Here is a 24,039-nt window from a genome sequence, read left to right as displayed (position 1 = left end):
AATAAGGCTACGATTTTTGGTACAATAGAAGAGTTATAAAATTTGGGGTGAGAGGATTCAGAATGAGCGTAGAATCAATTTTAAAGGGTTTAAATCCACAGCAAAAAAAAGCAGTACAGATTACAGAAGGGCCTTTATTAGTCGTTGCTGGAGCTGGTTCTGGGAAAACGTCCGTGCTAACGCGGCGAATTGCTTATCTAGTTGCTGAAAAAGGGATCGCGCCTTGGAATATTTTGGCTATTACTTTTACCAATAAAGCCGCTACTGAAATGAAAGAGCGCGAATATAAGTTATTGGGCCAGCAGGCTGACGGTATCTGGATGTCGACTTTTCATGCTATTTGTGTCCGTATATTAAGACGGGATGCCGAAAAAATTGGTTATAGCAGTAATTTTTCGATTGCTGATTCAGCTGAACAGCTCACTTTAATTAAACATATTCAAAAAGAGCAAAATATTAATCCCAAAATGTATGAACCACGGAGGATTTTGTCTGCCATTTCCAATGGCAAAAATGATTTACTTACTCCAGCTGCATTTTCAGCCAGCGCTGCCTCACCTTTTGAAAAAATAACAGCTCAAGTGTATCAGGAGTATCAAAAACGCCTAAAGAATGATCAAATTATGGACTTTGATGATTTGATTATGCAAACTCTGGTTTTATTCAAAAAGGCTCCGACAGTTTTACATTATTATCAAAATAAATTTCGTTATTTATTGGTAGATGAATACCAGGATACCAACCAGGCACAATACGAACTGTGTCATGCTTTAGCTGCACAATATAAAAATATCTGTGTTGTCGGTGATGCGGATCAGTCAATCTATGGCTGGCGCGGTGCTAACATGGAAAACATTATGAATTTTGAGCAGGACTATCATGATGATGGCGTTCAAACTGTCAAACTGGAGCAAAATTACCGTTCAACTGGTCATATTTTAGCAGCCGCTAATGCCGTAATTAAGAATAATCGTAACCGCAAAGCCAAAAAGCTGTGGACAGACCAAGGTGAAGGTGCAAAAGTAACTTATTATCGCGCCCAAAGTGGCGACGATGAAGCGCACTTTATTATTGCTAAAATACAAGAAGAGGTAAAAGAGAAAAAGCGCTCTTACCACGATTTTGCGGTATTATACCGTACTAATGCGCAATCCAGAACAGTTGAGGAGTCCTTTGTTAAGTCAAATGTTCCTTACCAAATTGTTGGTGGTCATAAGTTCTATGATAGAAAAGAAATCATGGATATTATGGCTTATTTAAAGTTAGTTGCTAATCCCAGCGATTCCATGAGTTTCAACCGGATTATTAATACCCCTAAGCGCGGTATTGGACCAGTAAGTGTGCGGCGTTTTATGGACTTTGCCCATGATAACAATTTATCAATTTTAGGAGCCTTTGATCACATTAGTATGTCAGGCGTTACTGCTCGGGCAGCCGTTAGACTAAGTGATTTTGGCGCTAAACTACGCGATGCGATTAATTTTGCTAAAGATCATACAGTTACTGGTCTGACTGAAAAAATACTGCAGGACTTTGGCTATACTGCTGCCTTGAAAGCTGAACATACAATTGAAGCAGAAACTAGATTAGAAAACCTGGATGAATTTTTGTCTGTTACTAAGCGCTTTGATGATGAATATGAAGAAAATGATGACGCTGAAAATGCTTTGAGTGAATTTTTGGCCGAGGTTTCTCTTTTAAGTGACCAAGATGATTTGGCCAATAATGATGATCAAGTTGCGTTAATGACATTACACGCCGCGAAGGGACTGGAATTTCCAGTAGTCTTTTTAGTGGGAATGGAAGATGGACTTTTTCCTTTGTCCCGCGCTTTGATGGAAGATGATCAGCTGGAAGAAGAGCGCAGATTGGCTTATGTGGGTATTACCCGAGCTAAGCGCGAACTGTTTTTAACCAATGCTTACTCACGCATGATGTATGGCAGAATGCAAAATAATCCTCCTTCCAGATTTTTGGCAGAAATTGATCAAGACGACCTGAATATTGAAAATTCCGTTCCAATTACTTTGACTAGTGTCAACTTGCAAGCTGAAACCGCACCTTTTGCTAATAGTGATGAACGGGCACGTGCACAGGTTTATACTCCCAAAGTTAAACCTGCTGGTGCAGTAGGAGCGGAGAAAAAAGGCTGGAATGTCGGAGACCAGGTAGAGCATAAGTCCTGGGGCAGAGGCGTTGTAACTAAAGTTAACGGCAAGGGCGAAGATATGGAGCTTGATATTGCTTTTAGTGGTAAAGGAATCAAGCGGCTTCTAGCAGCATTTGCACCAATTAAAAAGGTATAATAAAAGCAGAAATAAAAAAATAGTTTTAAATCAGGAGGAAGAAAATGGCAGATTTAACTCTTGATGAGGCCAGAAAAGAAGTCGCAGCTCTAAGAGATAAACTAGATGAATGGGCAAATGCCTATTATACAAAGGACACACCTGAAGTTGAAGATAATGTGTACGATAAAAACTATAATCGTTTAGTTGAACTTGAGCAGGAATTTCCACAACTGGTGTCACAAGATTCCATTACTCAAAAAGTAGGGGGACAGATTGACAATCAGTTTACTAAGGTTTCTCATGAAATTCCGATGTTATCAATGGGAGATGTTTTTTCTAAAGAAGAACTGCAGGAATTTGATGACAGAGTGCAAAAACAAATAGGTCACGAAGTTGCTTATAATGTCGAATTAAAGATAGATGGTCTGTCTATTGCCTTAGAATATACTGACGGTAAATTAACCAGGGCTTCTACCAGGGGAAATGGTCAAGTAGGTGAAGATGTTACTCCTAATGCACGCTATATTTCTGATATACCGCAAACCTTGCCTGAAAAATTGACCACAGAAGTCCGGGGTGAATGTTACATGGGTAAAGAACCATTTGCTAAACTCAATGCGGAACGTGATGAAAACGGCGAAACAACTTTTGCCAATCCGCGTAACGCTGCAGCCGGCTCTTTACGGCAATTAGATGCAAGTATTACCAAACACCGGCACTTGAGTACATTTATTTATACCTGGGTTAATCCGCCAGCAGAAATTACCAGTCAACACCAAGCCATAGAAAAAATGACGCAGCTGGGTTTTCACACTAACCAAACCGGGCGCAGAATTGCGAAAATGGCCGATATTTTTGCTTTTATTGACGAGTATACTGCTAAAAGAAATTCGCTAGATTACGGTATTGACGGGATTGTTTTAAAAGTTGACGATTTGGACTTACAACAAGAACTGGGAAATACCGTCAAAGTGCCACGGTGGGAAATAGCGTATAAATTTCCTCCTGAAGAGCAGGAAACTGTGGTTCATGAAATCAAGTGGACGGTTGGTCGTACTGGAGTTGTAACGCCAACTGCGATTATGGATCCTGTCCAGTTAGCTGGTACTACAGTTTCTCATGCTGTTTTGCATAACGCCGATTTATTGCAACAAAAGGATGTCCGTATTGGCGATACCGTTATGTTACATAAAGCGGGCGATATTATACCCGAGATTTCAGAAGTGGTATTAGCTAAAAGGCCGAAGGATGCTCAACCTTATCCGATTCCGACAACTTGCCCGTCGTGTGGAGAAAAATTGATTCATCTAAAAGATGAAGTAGCATTGCGCTGTGTTAATCCGTCGTGTCCTGCTCAAATTGAAGAGGGTATAACTCATTTTGCTTCAAGACCGGCTATGAATATTGACGGCTTAGGGCCTAAGATCGTGCGGCAGTTAATTAAGAATGGTCTAGTTCATAATGTAGCTGATTTGTATCATTTAACCGCTGCTGATTTGGAAAAACTGGATCATTTTAAAGATAAATCTATCAGCAATTTATTAAACGCCATCAATAATTCAAAAAGAAATTCCGTTGAATTATTGTTAACTGGACTTGGAATTGATCATGTCGGAGCAAAGGCTGCCAGATTAATTGCACAAAAGTTTAAAAATATGGCAAAGATTATAACTGCAGACGTGCAAGATGTAGCTGCTATCGCTACAATAGGAATGACAATTGCAGAATCTTTAACCACTTATTTTGCTCAAGATGAAGTTAAAGATCTAGTTAATGAACTTAAAAATAGTGGTGTTAATATGGATTATCTGGGTGCAGAACCTGAAGACACTACAGCAATCCCAGACAATTACTTTAAAGATAAAACTGTCGTTTTAACAGGAACTCTGGCGCATTATACTAGAAGTGAATTTACCAAGAAATTACAAGCACTTGGTGCTAAGGTAACTGGTTCAGTTTCTGGAAAAACCGATTATGTAATTTATGGTCAGGACGCTGGTTCCAAATACACCAAAGCGCAGAAGCTCGGTGTCGCATTATTGACTGAGGAAGAAGCAATTGCTCAAGTTAAATAAAGGAACTTTTAAAGTGAAAAAATACTTGCAAATATTAACGCTTTTGGGAATATCATTGAGTTTGACGGCTTGCGGCAACTTGAAAAATTCCAACTTGGCGAATAACGCTAAAACATCATCGAATTCAAGCCCTAAAACATATCAAACTACTGATACTGGTAATAATGGGTATACTGTTTTGCTAAAAAACGGGCATTATGTAACAAGCCCAATATCTGGCCTGACAGCGACTGATAATGATAATTCTGTTGACACCAGAGAATTAGAACGAGGCTTGGTCCAGATTTCTAAAGGTGTTTATTCAACAAATTCATATGTCTTTCAGGAAGGCCAGTACATTTCTGCCACTGTAGCCAATCAATGGTTGGGACGAAAGTCAAAGTCAAATCCCACTGGCCTTAATCCCAAAATAGGGACTAAGAAAAATTACCAGCCAATTTATTTAGAAGAAATAATTGAACAAGATTTTTTGACGGGTTCCGGTTCAAATTACCACATAGGTGGTATTAGTATTGGGCTTGCTCTTAATTCAATTGACTATTATCAAAAGAAAAAAGATGGTCCTGAATACCAGGCACAAATTTCACGTGCTCAGCAAAAGCAGTACGGACAAGAAGTGGCCCAAAAAGTAGTGGCTCGTTTGCGGAAAAAGAAAGCTTTAAAGAACATTCCAATTACGGTTGGTCTTTTTGCCAAAGAAAGTAAGGACTCTTTAGTGGCTGGAACTTACTTTTTGAGCGGGACAGCGGCCGCTAATAGTAGTAAAATAACTAAATGGAAAACTATTAATACTCAAGCGGAAGTTTTACCAACGGTTGGTGGTAAAAAAGCAATTAATAGCAGTGATGCTTCCAGTTTCAATAGTTTTAAAGAATCTATTCAAAATTATTTCCCTAATATCAGTGGTGTAACAGCAACTTTACGCTATGAAAATGGTAAGTTAGCTCAAGAAAATATTACAATTACTACCCAGTTTTATGGGTATGAGCAGATTCAAAGTTTTACCAGGCTGGTTTTATCAACCGCAAAGAAGTATTTGGCTAATAACGTGCCCATCGAAATTAAGATTGGTTCAGTTAATGATATCCAGGCTTTAGTTGCTAAAGAAACAGGGGATAGTAGTTATCAAGTCCATATTTATGGTGGCGAATAAGGAGGTATATTTGCGTGGAAATTACAGAAGATACAATTAAACACGTTGCGACTTTGTCGCGGCTTGAGATTGATGAAAAAGATATCAGCAAGGTAACTGAACAAATGAGTTCAATTATTAATATGGCTGATCAATTATCAGAAGTTAATACTGCTGGTGTGAAAGAAACCGTTCAGGTTGTTGATCGCGATACGGTTTTCAGAGAAGACAAGCCTGAACACTGGCAAGATCGAGCTGAATTAATGAAAAATGTTCCTGAACAGGCCAATGGCTTCATTAAGGTTCCGGTAATTATTAATAAGGATGAGGACGAGTAATGAATTACTTAAATGAAGATATTGACTCTTTAAATGAAAAACTTGCCCACAAGACTTTGTCAGCCGACAAATTAGCGCAAGATACAATTGATAATATTAAAAAGACAGATGACAAGTTGAACGCCTGGATTACTGTTCAAGAAAATGCAAAGCCACAAAATGATTTAGACTTTGCTCATAATAAACTTGCTGGCATTCCCATTGCCATTAAAGACAACATTATTACTGATGGTGTTAAAACAACGGCAGCTAGTCACATTCTAGATAATTACATTCCGGTATATGATGCGACTGTCATTGAAAGATTAAAAAAGGCGCAAGTGACTTTTGTGGGTAAAACCAACATGGATGAATTTGCGATGGGTTCTTCTACTGAACATTCATACTTTGGCATTACCCACAATCCATGGAATTTGGATAAAGTACCGGGCGGTTCATCTGGTGGTTCAGCTGTTGCTGTTGCCTCGGGCCAAGTCGTTGCTGCTTTGGGTTCAGACACTGGTGGTTCGATCAGGCAGCCTGCCGCGTTTACCGGCATTTTTGGTATCAAGCCAACATACGGCCGCGTTTCTCGCTGGGGCTTAATTGCTTTTGCTTCTTCATTAGATGAAATCGGCGTGATGAGTAAGCGGGCAAAAACTTCGGCTCAAGTTTTAAATGTTATTGCGGGTAGTGACGAGCACGACTCTACTCTTTCGACTAGAGCAGTGCCTGATTTTACCAAGTACATTGGTCAAGATGTTAAGGGTATGCATGTAGCGGTAGTTAAAGAATACATGGCTGCTGTTGATGGCGATATGCGCAAGGCAATTCAAGAACAAATTGATGCTTTGGAAAATGCGGGAGCAATCATTACTGAGGTATCTTTACCTTTAACCAAGTATGTAGTTCCCGACTATTACATTATTGCTTCAAGTGAGGCTTCATCAAACTTGCAAAGATTTGATGGTATTCGCTACGGCTACCGTGCTCAAGATACTAAGAACCTATTAGATGTTTACGTTAAGTCGCGTTCAGAAGGCTTTGGCGAAGAAGTTAAGCGCCGGATTATGCTAGGTTCCTTTGCACTTTCGGCTGGCTCTTATGATCGTTTCTTTAGACAAGCATCTAAAGTCAGAACGTTAATTTGTGACGAATTCGATCAGATTTTTGCTGAGAATGACGTGATTGTGGGCCCGACTACGACAACTCCTGCTTTTGGCATCGGTAGTGAAATTTCCGACCCAATTAAAATGTACAACAACGATATCTTGACAATTTCAGCCAACTTAGCCGGAATTCCTGCTGCCAGCGTTCCTGCTGGTTTAGTTGACGGAATGCCTGTAGGACTGCAGATTATGGCCAAACGCTTTGATGAAGGCAGCATTTTCCAAGTTGCTGACTTTATCGAAAGAACTAATAAGTTTTATGAAAAAACACCAACTGGAATGGAGGATTAACTGATGAATTTTAAATCAACGATTGGGTTCGAAGTTCACTTTGAATTAAAAACTAAAAGTAAGATTTTTTCACCTTCGCCAGTAAGTTATGGTGCAAAGCCCAACACGGAAACAAATGTCATTGATTGGGCAATGCCAGGTGTTTTACCTTACGTTAACAAAGACGTTTACCGTTTAGGAATTATGGTCGCGTTGGCCACACATGCTCATATTTTGCCAACCACTCATTTTGACCGGAAAAATTACTACTATCCAGATAGCCCTAAGGCTTACCAAATTACCCAATTTTTCCAACCACTAGCTCGTGATGGCTACGTTGAAATTGAATCTCACGGTAAGAAAAAGCGTATTGGAATTCATGAAATGCACATCGAGGAAGATGCCGGCAAGAATACTCATGGGACCAACGGTTATTCTTACGTTGACTTAAACCGGCAGGGTGTTCCTCTACTTGAAGTTGTTTCTGAGCCCGAAATTGCAGATCCTGATGAAGGCTATGCTTACCTTGAAAAATTGCGTAAGATAGTGCAATTTACCGGTGCTTCCGACGTTAAGATGGAAGAAGGGTCAATGCGTGTTGATACCAACATTTCCATTAGACCTGCCGGGCAAAAGAAACTGGGTACCAAAGTTGAAATGAAGAACTTGAACTCTTTTGAACATGTGCGTAAGTCTTTGGCATATGAAGAAAAAAGGCAAGCGCAAGTTCTCCTTTCTGGTGGTCGAGTGCAACTTTCTACTCGCCGTTTTGATGAAGCAACTGGTAAAACTGTTTTGGAGCGTGTCAAAGAAGGCGATGCAGATTACCGCTACTTCCCTGAACCTGACATTGCTCCTGATCATATTAGTCAAGAATGGATTGATGAAATCAAGTCAACTTTGCCGCGTTCAGCCGAAGAACGTTACAACCAATATGTGAATGAATTTGGTCTGAAAGAATATGACGCAAATGTTCTTCTGCAAACCAAAGAAAGTTCAGATTTCTTTGATCAAACGGTTGCTGCTGGAGCTGATCCACAACTTGCTGCTAACTGGATGAACACCCAGGTTAATGGCTATTTGAATGATAATCGGGTTGAACTGGCTGATATTAAGTTGACACCGGAGCATTTAGCTGCCATGATTAAACTGATTAAAAATGGCACGATTTCTTCTAAAATAGCTAAAAAGGTCTTTGCAGAGACAATCGCTAATGGTACAGACCCTAAGAAATACGTTGAAGACAAAGGTATGGTGCAGTTATCTGATACCAGCGTCTTAGCACCTATGGTTAAAGAGGTTGTTGATAACAACCCACAATCGGTAGAAGACTTTAAGAACGGTAAGGATCGGGCAATTGGTTATCTTGTCGGACAGTTGATGAAACAAACCAGGGGCAAGGCCAATCCAAAGATAATTAATAAGTTGCTGAATGAAGAATTGCAAAAGCGTTAAGTAAGTTTTGAAGTAATAAGGGTAGAAATTATGACTGAAAAAGCAAGATTGATCTATAATCCTGTATCTGGTCACGAACAGATGCCTAAAAATGTCGCGGATATATTGGACGTTTTGGAACAAGCTGGGTATGAGGCAAGTGCATTTAGAACTAAGCCAGAAAAGCAGAGTGCGCAAAAAGAAGCAACTCGGGTAGCTAATGAAGGCTTTGATTTGATTGTTGCCGCCGGCGGTGATGGCACCATCAATGAAGTGGTCAACGGTATTGCGAATTTGGAAAAAAGACCAAAGATGGCAATTATTCCTGCCGGTACTACTAACGATTATGCTCGTGCTCTGCATATCCCGCGAGATGATATTGCCGAAGCAACAAAGGTTATTCTAAAAAATAAAACCCGTAAAATGGATATTGGTGAGGCAACTTTTGCCAAGGATATTCAGTATTTTGTTAATATTGCGGCTTGTGGCTCACTAACCGAATTAACTTATGGAGTTCCATCAGAAGTAAAGTCTGCACTTGGCTATACTGCCTACTTAATTAAGGGTGCGGAAATGCTGCCTCATCTTACTGAAAACGAACTTCGTCTTACCTATGATGAGGGCGTATACGAGGGCAAACTTTCAATGTTATTGCTCGGAATGACCAATTCCATCGGGGGCTTTGAACAAATTATGCCTGATGCTGAATTAAGTGATGGCTTGTTTCAATTAATAATTGTCAAGCCGTCTGAACCAGTAAAGTTGTTAAAATTAATGGCTTTAGCTTTAAACGGCAAACACGTTGATGATCCTGACATTATTTACACTAAGACGCGTAGTTTAAAGATTGAATTAATGGGTAAAAGCAAAGGCGAAAAATTGCCGGTTAACCTTGATGGTGAAATTGGTGATTATTGTCCTGTTACTTTTAAAAATTTACAACAACGAATTGAATTTTTCGTTGGTGAATAGATAAAGCACAAAAAAGAAGCAATTACTTTCACGAGTAATTGCTTCTTTAGTTTAGTAACAAAATCTATTAGTTGCGACTATTGCCACTGCCACCAAAGATTTCTAGTAAGAACATAAAAATGTTAATGAAATCAAGGTAGAGTTGTAATGCACCAAGCACTGCTAAGCCGTTAGTTGAAACTTGGTCGCCATAATTAGTGTAAATGGCTTTCATTTTGTTGGCATCGCTGGCAGTTAAACCTGTAAAAAGAATAACCCCAATAAATGAGAAGACATAAGTAACGGCCGGGTTACGTAAAAACATATTAACTATCAAGGCAACAACAAAGCCAAGTAAAGCGGCACTCAAGTAAGAGTTCCAGTTAGTCATATCTCTTTTAGTAAAAGTACCAAATAAAGCCATGGCAATGAAAACCGCTGCTGCTGAAACAAAGGCAGAAGTGATTTGCGTGCCGGTATAAAAGCCAGCAATTAAAGCAAATTCAAAACCATAAATTGCTGATAATATTATTAACATAACTAAACTGGCAACTGGATTGCGATCAGCTTTAAAACTAATACCCATTGATAAGCCAAACGGGACAAATAAAATGAGCCACATCATGGCCACTGGCATGTTCATCACAGCACTTCTGAAAACAGTCATTGTTAAGTAGGCTGCTAATGCAGAAACAAGTACCGCGCCGGCCATCAAAGCATACATTTTAGTTAAAAAAGTATTGGTTTCGGAGATGGTGTGGATTTGGCGCCTGTCTGAATTAGTATCATAATTGTTCATGAAAAACGTCCTTTCTTTAAGTTATTAGTATTAAAAGTAACACAGACAACAATAAGTGTGAAGGGATAAAGTTGAAATTAATCCAATATTAAGAAACCGACTTGTGCATTACTTTTGCTAGGATTTTTAGTAAAATAAAGATATTAATTAGTGTTTGTAAAAAAGGACAAAAATATGGAAAAGAATCAAATTATCAAACTTGAAATTACAGATTTATCATATGAAGCTATGGGAGTAGCTCATTATGAGGGCATGACAGTATTTGTCAATAATGCTTTACCGGGAGAGACGGTAGAAGCCAAGATTTTAAAAGTCAAAAAGCACTTTGCTTTTGCTAAAATCGAGCAAATCATTAAGGAAAGTCCTGATCGGGTTAACATTAAACTTAACCAATGGGTTCAAACTGGCTTGGCATCTTTAGCACACATCAAATACGATAAGCAGCTGGAGTTTAAACGTAATCAAGTAGTAAATTTACTGCAGAAAGCACATTTAGATGATGTAAAAGTAGGCGAGACTTTGCCTAGTCCAGAAGAAACAGGCTACCGTAATAAGGCACAAGTGCCTGTTCGTGAAGTTAAAGGCCAACTTGAAATTGGCTTTTTCAGAAAACATTCACACGACTTAGTGCCTCTGACCAATTTTTTTACGACTGATCCTGAAATTGACCGCGTTTTAGTCGCTGTGCGTGACATTTTAAGACAGTATCATGTTCCAGCATACGATGAAATTCATAATCAGGGTGAAGTCAGGTACTTGGACGTTCGCCGCAGTAAAGCGACTGGTGAAATTATGGTCATCTTGGTTTGCCTGCATAAGGATTTTCCGCAACTACCTAAAGTGGCAGAGGCAATTAAACAAATCGATGGCGTAACTAGCCTAGTCTTGAACTATAACCCGAAGAAGACCAACGTTATTTTAGGTAAAGTTGATTACTTAATCTTTGGTAAGCCACAAATTACGGATCAAATAGGTGAAGTTAAGTTTAAGATTTCCCCTGAAAGTTTCTTTCAAATCAATTCACTGCAAACTCCCCGCTTATATGATTTAGCTATCAAAAAAGCTGATTTAAAACCTGATGATATCGTGATTGATGCCTATTCTGGTATTGGAACTATTGGTTTAAGTGTTGCTAAACACGTTAAATCTGTTCGCGGAATTGAAAGTGTGTCTGACGCGGTGAAAGATGCCAATAATAATGCCAAACTGAATGGTATCAGTAATGCGAAATACGTGACTGGTAAGGCTGAAGAAGTGATGCCAAGATGGGCAGCTAAGGGGATGAAAGCTGATGTCATCTTTGTCGACCCGCCACGAAAAGGATTAACACCAGAATTTATTGAAGCAGCAGTAAAAACAAGTCCGAAGAAGATTGTTTATATCTCATGCAATCCCGCAACCATGATTCGCGACCTGCAGGAATTTATGAATGAAGGCTATACCTTTAATCAAATCGATCCTGTTGATATGTTTCCACAAACGCCGCATGTTGAAGCGGTTACGGTGCTGAAACGGACTAGGAAATAAATACTAAATGTTTGTATAGTGGTATTTTTAATAGAATAAAAGCGTACTAATTCATTTTTAATGATTTGAATTAGTACGCTTTTTGTTTTCTACTTGGTAATATCTTAAATTATTGGTCTTATTGACGTCTCCAGATAACAGTGTTATATTGTTAATTGCAGATAACGATGTTATTTAAGGAGGTATGTAAAATGGACAATACACAAGATAAAATCATTCAAGCAACGATAGAATGGATTAAAACAGATGATTATAAGAACTTATCGATGCGTAAATTGGCAACAAAAATAGGAATGACTACTGGGGCCATTTATAAATACTTTCAAAACAAGGATGAGTTGTTTTACCAAGTGTCGATTAAATTATCACAGCAATTTGCTGAACAACTGATTACTACTTCTGAGAGTTCACCAAAGGATGAATTACTTTCATTAGCTAATGAATTCTGTAAGTTGAGCCAGGAACAGGCGAAGCTTATCAACTTCCTATTTTTTAATTCAAGTTTGCAGAATTTTTACCAACATGCCAATCATGATTTTCAATTTTACGATCAGGTAATGAGGTTAGTTCATCAGATAAACAGTGGTGCAGTTACTGATCAACAATTCTTTACTCAAATTTGGGCCTTTATTCAAGGGTATTCGTTGTTAATCATAAACGGGGTAGCTGAATATGAGCCCATTTTAGTTGAAAAAACCTTAAATGAAATGATTGGGGGTAGTAAAAAATGATTTTGATAATTTATTGTCATCCCTATGATCAGAGCTTTAATCATGCGGAACTAGAAATAATTAAAGAAAATCTAAGTGCTGCTCATCAGAAATACGAAATAATAGACTTGTATGCGGATCAATTTAATCCAGTGTACTCAAAGGAAGAATTGAGGCTCTATCATCAAGGTCAAACTACCGACCCTTTAGTTACTAAATACCTAAAACTATGTCAACAAGCGGATACTTTGATTTTTATTACACCCTACTGGTGGAATGATATTCCTGGGATGCTAAAAGGCTTTATTGACAAGGTGATGAAAGAAGGAGAAGGTTTATCACATACTGTTACTAAAATAGGAGTGAAAGGTGAGTTGACTAATGTTAAACACTGTTATGTGCTAACCACTTCAACTTCACCAACATGGTATATCCGTTTCTTTTTAGGTAATGCTATTAAAAAAATTCTCATTAACAAAACTCTGCGCCAATTAGGTTTTAGGCACTGTTATTGGCAGAATTTTGGTGGTATTACTAATTCTTCGCTTGAACGAAGGAGGAAATACTTAGATCAATTAACTAAGCAGACTTTTAGCTAAAAAGTTTCCACTTGTTTTTTCAATTGTTTAATTAACAAGAGAAATTTGTACTAAATAATTTGTTCTTAAATCATGCTTTATTTATTTCAAATGCTTTGTTAACAAAATTAATTGATATAATTTTGAGCATTAACAGGTATTTTGGTAAAACAATTAATAGAAGTAAACTAAAAAGGAGGCATAGTTATGAACCGCGTTTTGATTGGTAAAGTTTCACAAAAAGGACAAGTTGTTATTCCAGCACCAATCAGGAAAGCTTTAGGTTTGAAAAAGGGAAGCAAAGTGTTATTCGAGTTAAATAATGGTGAAATCACTATCAAAAAATTACCAACGGCATTAGATTGGTCTAATTTGGTTAAGCAAATTCCAGTTGAGGATGTCAAAATCGATGAAAATGGTTATTTTGATCCCAAAAAATCACCGGATTTCCATGACTGGATGGTTAATGGCTAATAAAGTCAGGGGGAACGAACGACTTTTGCAAGTATACTTAAAAAACATTGAACGTTTGAAAAATTTCTATCAAAGTGATTATTACAGTTGGTTGGAAACTAATGATCCTAAAATGGTCAAAAATGTTGAAGATACTCTATATGAAGATCCAGATAATTGTGATGTTGAATTATACAAAGATCTAGCTCTTAAGTATGATTTAGAGTGCAAGAAATGTAATTTATTTGTTGACGTCAATAATCAAAAAATAAAAATGTCAGCAGATATTATTTGTGGAGTTAAGAGTTCAAAAAATCTGGGGTCAACTACTTCAGAATTTTTATCCAATTATGCCAAAATCAGATCAAGTGTAAAGTTACATTTCATATGGCCCCAGCATAAAGTTCCAACAATAAATACTTATCGTTATCAAATTTATCACGATCGCATTGATTACTTGTTATATGATTTGAAACATTACTTTATCGGTGAAGCAACGCCGATGCAAAAAGCCTATCAAAATAATAATACTAAAATTTGGCTAGATGCCTTTACTGATGATTTTCCAAAATTTATTCATGAAATGCACTTTGAAGATTTTGTTAATGAAAATTATGATGTGTTAGATATTGAATTTGGACAAAGAAAAGTTGTTACTGGCGGTTTACAGCAACTTCAGAGTAAATCTAAGAATAAAATTGTTCAAAGACAATACATGAAACAGCTGTTAACTTTGGACAAGTTGTTTTAATAAATTTAGTTTGAATCGTTTGTTGTGAAATAGTATTTAGTAATAAAATTTAGTTAGGAAGAATTTATTATTAATAAAACTATGCATTTAAATGCATAAAAAATAGGACAAATGAAAATGGATAAATGGCAAGAAGAGTGGGCCTATAATAAATATTGGGTGATGGCTCATTCGCAACAGTGCTATGAGCAGATTGGGCTGCTAGCTAAAGACAACGAATGGTCAGAACAAAAGAATATTGAATTTAAGGACTTATTAGAAAAAGCAGCCAGTCAAACCCCAACGGTTAAAACTTTAACTAACGCTTATCAGCATGTCTGGGGCTACTTTAAAAAAATATGTACACCAGAGGAAAAACAAACATATTTACATTTATTGCAAAACTTATCACCAACAGAAGATGAATTGGGTCCATTTTTAAGTCGTTTAGCTGAAAAGTATCAAGTTTCTTATTTACTAAATTCACGTTTAATTCAGGAGAATAAAGAAAAATCATGAGATTATGGCATCAAGACTTAATTTGGCGTTTGCCTAGGCAACAATTATTAGGGCAACACCGCGAAATTGCTGCTTTGCGTGGACGTGGCTGGGGTAAGCCCCACGCTACCGTTAACTATGTTTTTCAACATTCACCTTACAAATTGTATCAATTTCATTTGTTAGTATTAGCTGAGATGCAACGGCGCCATTATCATCCAGATCTTAAATGGTTTGATCCTTATTATAGAGGACAACATTGTCCTAAGTACGAAAGTTTACCAGCTATTCCGTGGACTGATCCAATTTATCCAGAGCACAATGATGCCTATTTACAAAGTTGCTTAGATAATTTGCACCAAAAAGGAATTGATTTATATTAAGTTTAGTTTACTAAAAAGCGGAAGATTAACATGGATTGATGATATTTTCCTAAATCTCTTTATTAAGAAACGCAAGTAAAAAAGTTGAGCACTTTGATATGAATGCTCAACTTTTTTGACATTGTAATTAGATTACTCTTTTTTGATTTTATGATTAATATTTGCAATTTCCTTTGCAATTTTATGGTAATTATAATACCAGCAAATTAAGTAGATGATGACAAAAATCACAGTAAATTTTGTGAAGTTAATCAAGTCTAACGAAACCCAACCAGCTAAAAGGGCTAAAAAAACAAACCCAAGATAGTAGGTAAAGAAATTTATAACCGTCTTCTTTAATAATGACCAATGGTTAATAGTGAAGATAAAACTGCCAAAACCGAAAAATATTCCAGTCACTGCCCAAAGAATAATTGAGGCGGTAAAAGCATTAAGCAAATTGCTAAAGTTTGTCGTAAAAGATGGGCTGGATGGAACATAAACTGGACTATTCGATGCATAACTGCAAAAGATAGAAATCATTAAACCAATGAAGATTCCCCTAACGGCAAAATTAAACAAATAATTGATAAATCTCTTTGTATTTTTCATATTCCTAACCTCTCTTTCAGGGTCTTAATATTTCTTCTTGATATTTGTACGCGATGCTTATTAGTCAGAACAACATCGATTAATCCATTATTAAGTAATTCAAGGTGATCGATGTGTTGATAATTAAATATAGCGCTGCGTGAAGCTTCAATAAAATAGTTGGGTAAATCTGCTTTCAAATTTGATAAACGATCATTATATGTAAGTTGCTGTTTTTCTGTATAAACATTAATATCTCTATTAGCAACTTCAAGTGAATAAATGTCTTCAAAATTAATCGGATAAATTTGAGATTGATAATGGCACCATAAAGAATTTTCAGACTGCGATAATTTTTGCAAAAGTTCATTAATTGCTGGTGTCATTTTTTTGATCCATAATTCACCGTGCTCCTCACTAATATTAGGATCGATGTGACAATTAATTTTCATTTCTGGCTTCTCCTTTCTGTTAATAAGTATAGTAGATGAATTTCATTTTTATCATGGAATACTGCAAATGGTTGATTGAATGTCATTAATGGTTACAAAATTTGTGTTTTTGGCTAAAATTTATCTTTTATAATTAAAAGAGAGTTTGAGTGCATAAATATACTAAAGTATAATTTAAAAGAAATGAACTAAGATTAGATTGCATCTATCAAATCAAATAAGGTGATCAACTTAAAATTGCATTTTTGAATAGAAAGGAAGATAATTTTGAAAAAAAGAGATCTAGAACCAACTGAAGAAAATATAATAGATACTTTTGTTAAGAACAGTGTTGGAAGAAATAATAGCTTATTTAAGTTTATAGAAATGCTTAATTATCAGGATGATTCATACTCAATTGCTTTTGATGGTCGGTGGGGTTCAGGTAAAACCTTTTTTGTAAAACAATGTAAATTAGTATTAGATTGTTTAAATGAAGAGAATCAGTACTCATATAAAGATCAAATTTTAGATGTAATAGGTCAAGATGAAATTGCTAAACTTACAAAAATTAAATTTAAAACTGTTTATTTTGACGCTTGGAAAAATGATAGTGATTTGGATCCGATTGTGTCTTTATCTAAAAGTATAGCTACAACTGCTTTTAACATTAAAACGAAAGCTAAGACTGTAGCTATTGAAGCGGGAAAAGAATTAGTTAAAATAGCAGCTAAAGAAATTGCAAAAGCTGATATTGATAATATCTTAGATATATTTCATACAGAAGAAGATATTGAAGCCAAATTCAAGAAGGAATTAGCTTCTTTAATTCCGAAAAATGGACGTCTAATTGTATTCATCGATGAATTAGATAGATGTCGTCCAACATATGCTGTTAAGCTATTAGAAAGAGTACAACATTTTTTTGATAACAAGAAAATTACCTTCGTTTTTTCCGTCAATCTTTATGAATTAAAAAATACAATAAAAAAGCTTTATGGTTCAAGTTTTGACGGTGATAGATACCTTGATCGATTTTTTTATTCAATTATCAGCTTACCGGATGCAAATTATACTTCTGAAAATATACAAGGTATGTCTTCAGATGAAAAAACGTATTTAAAGTATTGTGACGAGATCACTCAGAAATTCAATTTTAGTCTTAGGGAAGAGAATCATTTTACAAGCATGATAGATATTACTGGTGTTAAAAATAGATTCTTGTCTTCTAATTACCATGCAGATGTATTCGGAAATGGTAATGAAATAATAGATTTCTTTATAATTCCCTATTTGATTGCACTTAAGATGGTCGATAGCGATCAATTCAATGCTTTTGTTTATTATAATGATGGTACAGACTTTATTGATTTCTTAGCATCGAGTAAAATCTTTTCAATCTTTTTGTTGATTAATGATTCAAACACTCTTAAGAAAGCTGCAAAAGACATTTACGATTGTATTTTTGTGAGAAATGAAATTGTAGAATCTGTTGGAATTACTCAAGAACCCAAGAACATCTATATTAGAGAACCTTATAAATTAAAAACAGAAGTCAATGATATTTTAAGTTTGGTATCAAATGATTCGGTTTATGAAGATAAAGATACCAAATCCACTAAGAAATAAGTATATTAAAATTTATCTGATTGATAAATATATAATGGTACAATTAAATAGACATTGATTGAGCTAATTTCAATCAACTAATTAAATTAGAAAATAACTTTGAATATAAATTTTAAAATTAAAGGAGATAACATTGTCAAATACAACTACAAGTTTACAGCAAGGACTGTTTAGTGCAGCAGATTCATTACGATCGAAAATGGATGCGAGTCAATATAAAAACTATTTATTGGGCACAGTCTTTTATAAATATTTATCTGATCACATGCTTTACAACGTTTTGGAATTATTAGCTGATGAACCTGATGGAACGCTAGATGAAGCTCAAAAAATTTATGAAGATAATGCCGATGATGCAGAACTAGTTAATGAGTTGCGGGTATCATTAGGTTATGTAATTGAACCTGAATATACATACAATAGTATTTTAAAAGCGGTCAACAATCATACTTTTCAGGTCAAGCAATTAGGTGATGCTTTCAATAAACTTGAAAGCTCGGATCAAGACTTTGAAGGGTTATTTGATGATTATGATTTGTATTCTAAAAGTTTAGGAAGCACAGCGCAAAAAAGAACAGATAGTATAGCTGGAGTTATTCAAGCAATTGGCAAAATAGAATTGGTTAAAACTTCAGGTGATAGTCTGGGAGATGCTTATGAATACTTAATTAGTCAGTTTGCTTCAGAATCTGGCAAAAAAGCGGGTGAATTTTATACACCTCAACAAGTTTCTGAGCTGCTAACGCGCTTAACATTAGTGGGTAAAGATTATTCTGCCGGAATGACAGTTTATGATCCTGCTATGGGGTCTGGGTCTTTGCTCTTAAACTTTAAAAAATATGGTTCAGCTCATGATCGAGTTACTTACTATGGGCAAGAAATTAATACTTCTACGTATAACTTGGCCAAAATGAACTTGATTTTGCACAACATTGACCAAGCAAACAGGCATTTGCGTAATGGCGATACTTTAGACGAAGATTGGCCAGCAGAGGAAGCCAATAATTTTGACGCGGTTGTTATGAATCCACCGTATTCATTAAAATGGTCAGCAAGAAAGGGCTTTTTAGATGACCCCCGTTTCTCACCTTATGGAGTTTTACCCCCAAAATCGAAGGCCGATTATGCCTTCTTACTTCACGGTTATTATCATTTAAAGCATAGTGGTGTGATGTCCATAGTTTTACCTCATGGCGTTCTTTTCCGTGGCGGTACTGAGGGGAAGATCAGACAAAAGCTGCTTGAAAATGGTGCTATTGATGCAATTATTGGTCTGCCAGCAAATTTGTTTTATAGTACTGGTATTCCAACTGTGATTGTTGTACTTAAAAAAGATAAGCAAGACCGGGATGTCATGTTTATTGATGCGTCTAAAGGCTTTGAAAAGGTTAAAACGCAAAACAAATTACGTGAAGAAGATATAAATCGAATTTTAACTACTTATTCTGCTCGTCAAGATTTTGAAAAATATGCTCATTTGGCAAAATTTGATGAGATTAAAGAAAATGATTTTAATCTAAATATTCCACGTTATGTTGATACTTTTGAAGAAGAACCACCGGTTGATGTGCAAAAACTAGTTGCAAATATGTCTAACATTACAAAAGAACAAAAAGAAATAACTGATGAAATTAAGCATTCTTTGGATGAATTGGTTGGCACAAACCCAGAAGCACAAAAAACACTTGATCAGTTAAAAGAAATTCTATAGTAAGGTTTGTTGAAAAATGAAAAAACATAATTCAGTGCCAAATATGAGATTTAGTGGTTTTGAGGATGAATGGAAAGATAAGAAACTTGGAAAGATAACAAAATATGTTAAAGGTTTCGCATTTGAATCAAAGTTATATACAGAAGACGGAATAAGAATTATTAAAGTAACCGATTTGACTAATAAAAAAATAAAAAACGAAAATGGAAGCTCAACGTATATTTCTGAAACTATGGCTACTAAATTTAAAAAATATATAATTCATCAAAAAGATATAATCATTACTACTGTAGGATCAAAAACAAAGTTAAAGAGTTCATCAGTAGGTAGAGCGATTTACATTGATATGAGTAAGAACTATTTATTAAACCAAAACTTAGTTAAGTTGACTGCTTTAAGTGGTTTTGATAGTTTTTTTATTTATTCTCAACTAGAACAACCTAAATACATAAATTATATTTCTAAAATAGAACGTGGAAATGCTAATCAAGCTAATATTGAAATTAAAGACTTATGGAATTATATCGTTAAGGCCTCAAGTATTAAAGAACAACAAAAAATCGGTAACTTTTTTGCTAAATTAGATAAGCTACTTGATTTGCAGCAGCAAAAGATTGACAAGTTGGAGCTATTAAAAAAGGCTTTGTTGCAGAAACTATTTCCTAAGCATGATGCTAAAATACCTGAATTACGATTTAAGGGGTTTGAAGATGACTGGACAGATAGAAAATTTGTAAATTGTTTAACGAAAATTATTGACTTTAGGGGAAAAACCCCAAAAAAGCTCGGCTTAAGTTGGTCTAATAATGGTAAATATCGGGCTTTATCAGCTATTAATGTAAAAAATGGTTTTATAGATAAAAATATTGATGTTCATTTTGGTAACTATGATCTATATAAGAAATGGATGGGTAAAACAGAACTAGAAAAAGGGGATATACTTTTTACTACCGAGGCACCTATGGGCAATATTGCTATTATTAACGATAATGAAAAATATATTCTTAGTCAAAGAACTATTGCCTTTAGGGTTGATGAAAAAAATATAAATAGTCGTTTTCTTTTATATAGATTAAATACAGTTTCAGCTAAAAACAAGTTAATGAGTTTATCTACTGGTGGTACAGCTCAGGGAATTAGCCAAAAGAATTTATCATATCTATTTATTTCTATTTCTAATAGTATATATGAACAGAAAAGAATAGGTAATATTCTAGCTAAAGTTGATCATCTAATTTATCTAGAAAATAAAAAATTACAAAATTTTCAACAAGTTAAAAAGTGTCTTTTACAAAATATGTTTGTTGAATAGTAGGGAAAGGAGACAGATATGTCAGTGGCAACTGTTAAAGAAGATCAAATGGAAAAAACTTTGATTGAGCAATTAACTCAGGGTATTAATCAATGGCGCTTACGTGAAGATTTAAAAACAGTTCCGCAATTATGGGCTAACTTTTTTCAAATTCTTGAAGATAACAACCGTGATCAACTTCATGATGTTCCACTAACACAAAATGAAAAGGAAACTATTCGTACGCAAATAACCCAGCCTAATTTTTACCAAGCTGCTAAATTCTTGGCTGGTGCTAACAGACAGGTTAGGCATCACTTAAAACGTGATAATTCTTCTTTGCCGGATGCCGATTTGTTGATTTTAGATAACACCAATATTGCTGGTGGAACTTCCGTTTATGAAGTGGTACACCAAGTAGAAGTCAATAAGTCGAGCTTGTCACCGCTTGATCAAGATAGGCGCTTTGATGTTACTCTCTTGATTAACGGCTTACCCCTAATTCATATTGAATTGAAGACACCGAATTTTCCCTTTATGGATGGGTTTCGTCAAATACAAAAGTATATAGATGAGGATAAATTTGGTGACATCTATAATTTTGTAGAAATGTTTGTTGTCACCAATGGTACTAATACTCAGTACATTCCTGCTGGGCAAAATTTACGTGCTAATTTTTTGATTTCTTGGATTAATCAAGATAAGCAACAAGTTAATGATTACTTAGATTTTGCTCGTGATGTCTTATCCATTCCGATGGCACATCACATGATTGCTGACTATACTGTTTTAGATGATAATGCTCAAAGAATTATTCTGCTGCGCCCGTACCAAATTCAAGCAATACAAGCAATTTTCCAAGCATCGCGTGAAGGAAAATCTGGCTTTATTTGGCATGCTACGGGTTCAGGTAAAACCTTGACTTCCTATAAAGTTGCCCGTAATTTATTACAAATACCAGCTATTGATAAGACAATCTTTCTAATAGATCGTAAAGATTTGGACATGCAAACTGTTTCAGCATTTCAAACTTATGCAAATAATGACACGATTGATGTTGATGAAACCTCAAACAGTTTTGAATTGGCTAAGAAATTGGGTGATGGCAACCGCAATGTGGTTGTAACTACCAGGCAGAAACTGCAAACGATTTTTAAACGAAGGGAAAATTCACCTGAAATTGCTAAAAAATATGAAAAGTTGAAAGATTTACGATTAGCTTTTATTGTTGATGAATGTCATAGAGCAGTTACGCCAACTCAAAAAAGAGAACTAGATCGATTTTTTAATCGTCAACCATTATGGTATGGCTTTACCGGTACCCCAATTTTTGCGGAAAACGCACGGGCTGAAAATGGGCAAGATGCCCGCACCACAGAGCAACTTTATGGTCCAATATTGCACAAATATACGATTGAAGACGCAATTCATGATAAAAAAGTACTTGGTTTTAAAATAGATAACGAAGGAAATGCGAATCAAACAGATAGTGATGATATTTATCTCACAGATGCTCACATGAAGGCAGTGGTCAAGCAAATTTTAGCTTTAGCTTATCGTAAACAAGGTCTTAGCAATGGCAACAGATATTCCGCACTGTTTTCAACATCTTCTATCAAACAAGCGCAGAAATACTATCACTTGTTTCGAGAGGCAATTGCCAACGGTGAAGTGCCTAATCGTATTCAAAAAGTGGCACCAGATTTTCCCCGCCTAGCTATTACGTATTCAATCTCTCAAAACGAAGATGAATCAATGGTTAACCAAGCAGAAATGAAACAATCATTGGATGACTACAATAAAATGTTTAATACCCAGCTTTCTATGACTGATATTCCTAGTTATAATCGCAATGTCAATGATCGTTTAGCATGCAAAAATAAAGCATATCAAACACGAGACCAACAACTAGACATAGTGATCGTAGTTGATCGGTTATTGACTGGATTTGATGCACCAAGATTATCCACGTTATATTTGGACAGACCACCAATGAATGCCCAAAACCTCATACAAGCTTTTTCAAGAACAAACCGTATTTATGATGACGGCAAAAAGTGGGGTCAAATAGTAACTTTCCAGTATCCTAATCAGTATAGTGATGAAATAGATAAAGCGTTGACACTTTATGCGAATGGTGGCACTAATGGCGTTCTTGCCCCAGATTGGAATACGTCACGTAAGCGTTATGTACAAGCACGTAAGAAACTAGACAAATATGTCGATAATCCACAGATATTGGCTGCACTTATTGATGCCCCTAAAAAAGAACAGAAACAGTTTGCTGAAGCTTTTCAAAAATATGATCAGGCGCTTGCTGCTATTAAAACTTATGATGAGTTAGATAAGCAGGACAAACTTCCTGCTTCTGCACAAGTTAATGTTGCTGATATCCCACCTGAAATAGAAAATACTTTAGAAGGTACATACCAAAATATTATCGATAATTTAAAAGCAGAAAATAAAAATGATGATGACCCAGTAGACGTTGATCTTGACGAAGATTACGAGCTTGAATCTATTCATATTAAAGAAGTGGATGAACGTTATATTATGTCACTCATTCAAGATTATATTTCAACAGCAAATCAGCAAAGCCAACAAATAAATGTTTCCCAAAAATCTAAGGATCAAAGCGAAACTTCACAAGTTGGTGATTACATTGATCAATATGCTAAAACTAATGAGCCACGTGCGAACCATATTCGTTCGATTTGGCAAGATGTTCAACTTAATCCACAAAAATATTCTGATCAAAAAGTTGAAGATGTATTAGAAAACTCTATCAAGCAGGAAAATAAAAAAATTTTAAGTCAACTGGCAGATGATTTCGGTCTTGATTATGGCAATTTGAACTATGTTGTTAACAATTATAAGCCTGATGAAATCAATCATAAAGGTATGGGAGATTTGGTAAGTAAAAGATATTTTGATAGGTTCAAAGAGACTCATCCTGATAGTAAATTAAAGAATTGGCTTAGCTGGAAGACTGAGGTGCGCGAAAGGGTTAAGCTAGTCTACAATACAAAGATCAAACCTTTAGAATCTGAAGAGTAAAAATTGATAGTTATTATTTGTAAATATAATTTCTCG

At 35.6% G+C, this 24,039-nt stretch carries 21 protein-coding genes; 18 read left to right on the top strand and 3 right to left on the bottom strand.

All coding sequences use genetic code 11. The features are described from left to right. Positions 1-62: 62 nt before the first annotated feature. The 7 genes from pcrA to GYV61_RS07195 are packed head-to-tail and all read left to right on the top strand — an operon-like array spanning position 63 to position 9,657. Positions 63-2,306, top strand: a complete 2,244-nt coding sequence (gene pcrA / locus GYV61_RS07225; RefSeq protein WP_174795320.1) for a DNA helicase PcrA — start codon at positions 63-65, stop codon at positions 2,304-2,306. A gap of 44 nt (positions 2,307-2,350) precedes the next feature. Beyond that, on the top strand, positions 2,351-4,363 hold the full coding sequence (ligA, locus tag GYV61_RS07220; RefSeq protein WP_174795319.1) for an NAD-dependent DNA ligase LigA: 2,013 nt from the start codon (positions 2,351-2,353) through the stop codon (positions 4,361-4,363). A 13-nt stretch (positions 4,364-4,376) separates the two neighbouring features. Continuing rightward, complete coding sequence (locus GYV61_RS07215; RefSeq protein WP_174795318.1) at positions 4,377-5,516, top strand: CamS family sex pheromone protein; 1,140 nt, start codon at positions 4,377-4,379, stop codon at positions 5,514-5,516. 14 nt (positions 5,517-5,530) lie between these two features. After that, the gene (gene gatC, locus GYV61_RS07210) at positions 5,531-5,833 is read left to right on the top strand and encodes an Asp-tRNA(Asn)/Glu-tRNA(Gln) amidotransferase subunit GatC (RefSeq protein ID WP_174795317.1); all 303 of its coding nucleotides are present in this window, start codon (positions 5,531-5,533) and stop codon (positions 5,831-5,833) included. Continuing rightward, positions 5,833-7,272, top strand: coding sequence for an Asp-tRNA(Asn)/Glu-tRNA(Gln) amidotransferase subunit GatA (gene gatA / locus GYV61_RS07205; protein ID WP_174795316.1), 1,440 nt, complete (start codon positions 5,833-5,835; stop codon positions 7,270-7,272). Before gatC ends, gatA begins: the two co-directional genes overlap by 1 nt. 3 nt (positions 7,273-7,275) lie before the next feature. Continuing rightward, positions 7,276-8,706, top strand: coding sequence for an Asp-tRNA(Asn)/Glu-tRNA(Gln) amidotransferase subunit GatB (gatB, locus tag GYV61_RS07200; protein ID WP_174795315.1), 1,431 nt, complete (start codon positions 7,276-7,278; stop codon positions 8,704-8,706). 30 nt (positions 8,707-8,736) lie between these two features. Next, positions 8,737-9,657: a diacylglycerol kinase family lipid kinase gene (locus GYV61_RS07195; protein WP_046324530.1), complete on the top strand. Its 921-nt coding sequence runs from the start codon at positions 8,737-8,739 to the stop codon at positions 9,655-9,657. Positions 9,658-9,724: 67 nt separating this feature from the next. On the opposite strand, the gene GYV61_RS07190 is transcribed toward GYV61_RS07195, so the two are convergent. Further along, positions 9,725-10,435: a Bax inhibitor-1/YccA family protein gene (locus tag GYV61_RS07190; protein WP_110445800.1), complete on the bottom strand. Its 711-nt coding sequence runs from the start codon at positions 10,433-10,435 to the stop codon at positions 9,725-9,727. Between the two features lie 174 nt (positions 10,436-10,609). Between GYV61_RS07190 and rlmD the strand changes: the two genes are divergently transcribed. The 7 genes from rlmD to GYV61_RS07155 all read left to right on the top strand — a co-directional run bounded on the left by rlmD (position 10,610) and on the right by GYV61_RS07155 (position 15,314). Further along, a complete protein-coding gene (gene rlmD / locus GYV61_RS07185) occupies positions 10,610-11,962 on the top strand; it encodes a 23S rRNA (uracil(1939)-C(5))-methyltransferase RlmD (RefSeq protein WP_174795314.1) in 1,353 nt (450 codons plus the stop codon). Positions 11,963-12,153: 191 nt separating this feature from the next. Next, a complete protein-coding gene (locus tag GYV61_RS07180; protein ID WP_174795313.1) occupies positions 12,154-12,693 on the top strand; it encodes a TetR/AcrR family transcriptional regulator in 540 nt (179 codons plus the stop codon). Then, positions 12,690-13,271, top strand: coding sequence for an NAD(P)H-dependent oxidoreductase (locus GYV61_RS07175; RefSeq protein ID WP_174795312.1), 582 nt, complete (start codon positions 12,690-12,692; stop codon positions 13,269-13,271). Before GYV61_RS07180 ends, GYV61_RS07175 begins: the two co-directional genes overlap by 4 nt. Before the next feature lie 186 nt (positions 13,272-13,457). Further along, a complete protein-coding gene (locus GYV61_RS07170) occupies positions 13,458-13,724 on the top strand; it encodes an AbrB/MazE/SpoVT family DNA-binding domain-containing protein (protein ID WP_174795311.1) in 267 nt (88 codons plus the stop codon). After that, positions 13,717-14,454, top strand: coding sequence for a DUF6994 family protein (locus GYV61_RS07165; RefSeq protein ID WP_174795310.1), 738 nt, complete (start codon positions 13,717-13,719; stop codon positions 14,452-14,454). The genes GYV61_RS07170 and GYV61_RS07165 overlap by 8 nt, the downstream gene beginning before the upstream one ends. A gap of 117 nt (positions 14,455-14,571) precedes the next feature. Next, complete coding sequence (locus GYV61_RS07160) at positions 14,572-14,952, top strand: YbgA family protein (RefSeq protein ID WP_174795309.1); 381 nt, start codon at positions 14,572-14,574, stop codon at positions 14,950-14,952. Beyond that, complete coding sequence (locus tag GYV61_RS07155) at positions 14,949-15,314, top strand: TIGR02328 family protein (RefSeq protein ID WP_174795308.1); 366 nt, start codon at positions 14,949-14,951, stop codon at positions 15,312-15,314. Before GYV61_RS07160 ends, GYV61_RS07155 begins: the two co-directional genes overlap by 4 nt. A gap of 132 nt (positions 15,315-15,446) precedes the next feature. Here GYV61_RS07155 and GYV61_RS07150 read toward each other — a convergent pair whose 3' ends face one another. Then, complete coding sequence (locus GYV61_RS07150; protein WP_174795307.1) at positions 15,447-15,905, bottom strand: DUF3021 domain-containing protein; 459 nt, start codon at positions 15,903-15,905, stop codon at positions 15,447-15,449. Continuing rightward, positions 15,902-16,336 (bottom strand): LytTR family DNA-binding domain-containing protein, encoded by a 435-nt coding sequence (locus GYV61_RS07145; protein WP_174795306.1) that lies wholly within the window; start codon positions 16,334-16,336, stop codon positions 15,902-15,904. The genes GYV61_RS07150 and GYV61_RS07145 overlap by 4 nt, the downstream gene beginning before the upstream one ends. Before the next feature lie 267 nt (positions 16,337-16,603). Between GYV61_RS07145 and GYV61_RS07140 the strand changes: the two genes are divergently transcribed. From GYV61_RS07140 to GYV61_RS07125, 4 genes are all read left to right on the top strand, one after another. Beyond that, positions 16,604-17,944, top strand: coding sequence for a KAP family P-loop NTPase fold protein (locus tag GYV61_RS07140; protein WP_174795305.1), 1,341 nt, complete (start codon positions 16,604-16,606; stop codon positions 17,942-17,944). A 133-nt stretch (positions 17,945-18,077) separates the two neighbouring features. Beyond that, a complete protein-coding gene (locus GYV61_RS07135) occupies positions 18,078-19,655 on the top strand; it encodes a type I restriction-modification system subunit M (RefSeq protein ID WP_194240828.1) in 1,578 nt (525 codons plus the stop codon). A gap of 16 nt (positions 19,656-19,671) precedes the next feature. Then, complete coding sequence (locus tag GYV61_RS07130) at positions 19,672-20,967, top strand: restriction endonuclease subunit S (protein ID WP_174795304.1); 1,296 nt, start codon at positions 19,672-19,674, stop codon at positions 20,965-20,967. Positions 20,968-20,985: 18 nt separating this feature from the next. Next, positions 20,986-24,003, top strand: a complete 3,018-nt coding sequence (locus GYV61_RS07125; protein ID WP_174795303.1) for a type I restriction endonuclease subunit R, EcoR124 family — start codon at positions 20,986-20,988, stop codon at positions 24,001-24,003. Positions 24,004-24,039 lie beyond the last annotated feature (36 nt).

The organism is Lactobacillus melliventris, from assembly GCF_013346935.1.
In the GTDB taxonomy this organism is placed as follows: Bacteria; Bacillota; Bacilli; order Lactobacillales; family Lactobacillaceae; genus Lactobacillus.
Note: the sequence above shows the minus strand (reverse complement) of the source record. Positions and strands in the feature narration are given on the sequence as shown.

What these genes read in the sequence shown, in the direction of transcription:
- gatB (WP_174795315.1), top strand. Translation starts at nt 7,276, where the DNA reads ATGAATTTTAAATCAACGATTGGGTTCGAAGTTCACTTTGAATTAAAA.
- GYV61_RS07190 (WP_110445800.1), bottom strand. Translation starts at nt 10,435, where the DNA reads ATGAACAATTATGATACTAATTCAGACAGGCGCCAAATCCACACCATC.
- GYV61_RS07165 (WP_174795310.1), top strand. Translation starts at nt 13,717, where the DNA reads ATGGCTAATAAAGTCAGGGGGAACGAACGACTTTTGCAAGTATACTTA.
- ligA (WP_174795319.1), top strand. Translation starts at nt 2,351, where the DNA reads ATGGCAGATTTAACTCTTGATGAGGCCAGAAAAGAAGTCGCAGCTCTA.
- pcrA (WP_174795320.1), top strand. Translation starts at nt 63, where the DNA reads ATGAGCGTAGAATCAATTTTAAAGGGTTTAAATCCACAGCAAAAAAAA.
- GYV61_RS07160 (WP_174795309.1), top strand. Translation starts at nt 14,572, where the DNA reads ATGGATAAATGGCAAGAAGAGTGGGCCTATAATAAATATTGGGTGATG.
- GYV61_RS07170 (WP_174795311.1), top strand. Translation starts at nt 13,458, where the DNA reads ATGAACCGCGTTTTGATTGGTAAAGTTTCACAAAAAGGACAAGTTGTT.
- rlmD (WP_174795314.1), top strand. Translation starts at nt 10,610, where the DNA reads ATGGAAAAGAATCAAATTATCAAACTTGAAATTACAGATTTATCATAT.
- GYV61_RS07145 (WP_174795306.1), bottom strand. Translation starts at nt 16,336, where the DNA reads ATGAAAATTAATTGTCACATCGATCCTAATATTAGTGAGGAGCACGGT.
- GYV61_RS07180 (WP_174795313.1), top strand. Translation starts at nt 12,154, where the DNA reads ATGGACAATACACAAGATAAAATCATTCAAGCAACGATAGAATGGATT.
- GYV61_RS07125 (WP_174795303.1), top strand. Translation starts at nt 20,986, where the DNA reads ATGTCAGTGGCAACTGTTAAAGAAGATCAAATGGAAAAAACTTTGATT.
- GYV61_RS07130 (WP_174795304.1), top strand. Translation starts at nt 19,672, where the DNA reads ATGAAAAAACATAATTCAGTGCCAAATATGAGATTTAGTGGTTTTGAG.
- GYV61_RS07195 (WP_046324530.1), top strand. Translation starts at nt 8,737, where the DNA reads ATGACTGAAAAAGCAAGATTGATCTATAATCCTGTATCTGGTCACGAA.
- GYV61_RS07150 (WP_174795307.1), bottom strand. Translation starts at nt 15,905, where the DNA reads ATGAAAAATACAAAGAGATTTATCAATTATTTGTTTAATTTTGCCGTT.
- GYV61_RS07155 (WP_174795308.1), top strand. Translation starts at nt 14,949, where the DNA reads ATGAGATTATGGCATCAAGACTTAATTTGGCGTTTGCCTAGGCAACAA.
- GYV61_RS07175 (WP_174795312.1), top strand. Translation starts at nt 12,690, where the DNA reads ATGATTTTGATAATTTATTGTCATCCCTATGATCAGAGCTTTAATCAT.
- gatA (WP_174795316.1), top strand. Translation starts at nt 5,833, where the DNA reads ATGAATTACTTAAATGAAGATATTGACTCTTTAAATGAAAAACTTGCC.